This is a genomic window from Sphingobacterium sp. SGL-16, from assembly GCF_011043515.1.
Lineage (GTDB): Bacteria > Bacteroidota > Bacteroidia > Sphingobacteriales > Sphingobacteriaceae > Sphingobacterium > Sphingobacterium litopenaei.
Map to the genome: position 1 here is coordinate 1 of NZ_JAAKGQ010000098.1, position 1,709 is coordinate 1,709.

Below are 1,709 nucleotides of genomic sequence, written 5' to 3' on the forward strand. Positions count from 1 at the left end.
CCCTCTCAGATGATTGGGATTTTTTGTATAGAACATTTTTTAATTATAAATCTATTGAAGATCCTAATTCTAATAAATTTAAATTAATATTCGCTTCAGCAAATACTTTCTTAGCTTCTGCATTATCAATTTTCACCGGTGAAAATGTATCGTAGTGCATTCCAATAATGTTCTTACAATTGATAAAATCTGTTGCTTTGACCGCATCATACATATCCATAGTATAATGTCCTCCTATTGGCAAAAATGCCCAATCCAGATTCAAATCTTCCAACAATTTCATTTCAAGTGTCAAAGCAGTATCTCCCGCGAAGTATATTTTTTTATCACCAATAACAAATACAAAACCACAAGGAGCACCTCCATACGCACCGTCAGGAGTCGAATTAGTATGCAAAGCATACACCATTTTCACTTTGCCAAAAGGCAGGGTTAATGTACCACCAAAATTAAATTCAATAACTTTTTCATCGGGAACACCTTGCTTTCTTACCCAAGCAGCTGTCTCCACGATAGCCGCTACAGTTGCATCGGACTGCTTTTGAATTTTAGCTAAATCCGCCACATGATCTTGATGGGCGTGAGACAAGATAATATAATCAGGTTTTAACTCGGATACATCGATATGTTTTGCTAATGGATTGTATGTCACAAAAGGATCCATCAGAACTTTTGTACCATTAAAATTAAATTCAAAACAAGCGTGTCCTAAGTACCTTACCGATATTTGATTTGCCATAAAATTTTTCTTACTTACCAAATAAATTGCCTAAACCACCTAAACCGCTAAGCATATCTTGAGACGCAGCTGCCATTTCAGTCTGACTTACATTTTCAGCTTGCGCTAATGCTTTATTCAATGCAACAAGCAACAAATCTTCGATTTGTTCTTTATCATTCTCTGCAAAAAGTTCATCACTGATACTTACTTCTTTGATTTCTTTGTTGGCTGTAGCCACCACACGTACCTTACCTCCCTCAGCTTCACCCGAAACCGAAATATTATCTAAACGCGCTTTAATTTCTTGCGCTTTTTGTTGCGCTTGGAATAATTTATCAAACATAATCTCTTCTAGTTTTATAAGACCAAAATACGAAATCATGTTTTGCGTTCAAAATAAGTGTCAGAATAAGCTGAAATACTTAAATTTGTACCATGACAAAATACCAAGAAATAATCTCTACTTTACAAAATATCGATGCCGCAAAAGCTGAATATTTAGAAGAAGAAATAGATATAATACTGCATAAACTCAAATTTTTAACTGAAGATAGTTTTCCAAAAGCTATTGTCTTAGATCAAGAACAAGATTTTTTACCTTTAGAATCTCCTATTCTTGCCGAAAAGATTAAAATTGCTGGTGGTAGATTTATTACCAATTTAGCAGAGAATCCAGATTGTATTTTAATAATACAGCGTTCAGAAAATTTATATAGTCAATTTCCTTCTTTACTAAACGATATTGCAGTATCTAATAGTAATGCATTCCAAAACAACAATATTTTTATTATTCAGGATTCAAATTTCAATCAATTGGATGAAAACTATCTAAAAGACACGGAAGTATTAGCGGAAATTTTCCAACCGAAGTATTTTGTATATGGACATGATGGTTCGGCTTGGGTAAAATTCGAAGTCCAATAGAGTAGGAAGGTAATCATTATTTGATTACCTGACCCCTCACACCACCGTACGTGCCGTTCGGCAC

The 1,709-nt window shown here is 34.2% G+C and carries 3 protein-coding genes; 1 reads left to right on the forward strand and 2 read right to left on the reverse strand.

Annotated features, from left to right (window positions below):
• Positions 1-43: 43 nt before the first annotated feature.
• Both G5B32_RS16780 and G5B32_RS16785 read right to left on the reverse strand, forming a co-directional pair.
• Entirely contained in the window at positions 44-739 is a 696-nt protein-coding gene (locus G5B32_RS16780; protein WP_165292643.1) for a metal-dependent hydrolase, read from the reverse strand.
• Between the two features lie 10 nt (positions 740-749).
• Positions 750-1,103, reverse strand: coding sequence for a YbaB/EbfC family nucleoid-associated protein (locus tag G5B32_RS16785; RefSeq protein WP_394354889.1), 354 nt, complete (start codon positions 1,101-1,103; stop codon positions 750-752).
• 53 nt (positions 1,104-1,156) lie between these two features.
• Between G5B32_RS16785 and G5B32_RS16790 the strand changes: the two genes are divergently transcribed.
• Positions 1,157-1,645 (forward strand): ABC transporter substrate-binding protein, encoded by a 489-nt coding sequence (locus tag G5B32_RS16790; RefSeq protein WP_165292644.1) that lies wholly within the window; start codon positions 1,157-1,159, stop codon positions 1,643-1,645.
• The last annotated feature ends 64 nt before the right edge of the window (positions 1,646-1,709 follow it).

Bases quoted from the DNA above. Each gene is read 5' to 3' on its own strand.
- G5B32_RS16780 (WP_165292643.1), bottom strand. From the start codon at position 739: ATGGCAAATCAAATATCGGTAAGGTACTTAGGACACGCTTGTTTTGAA.
- G5B32_RS16785 (WP_394354889.1), bottom strand. From the start codon at position 1,103: ATGATTTCGTATTTTGGTCTTATAAAACTAGAAGAGATTATGTTTGAT.
- G5B32_RS16790 (WP_165292644.1), top strand. From the start codon at position 1,157: ATGACAAAATACCAAGAAATAATCTCTACTTTACAAAATATCGATGCC.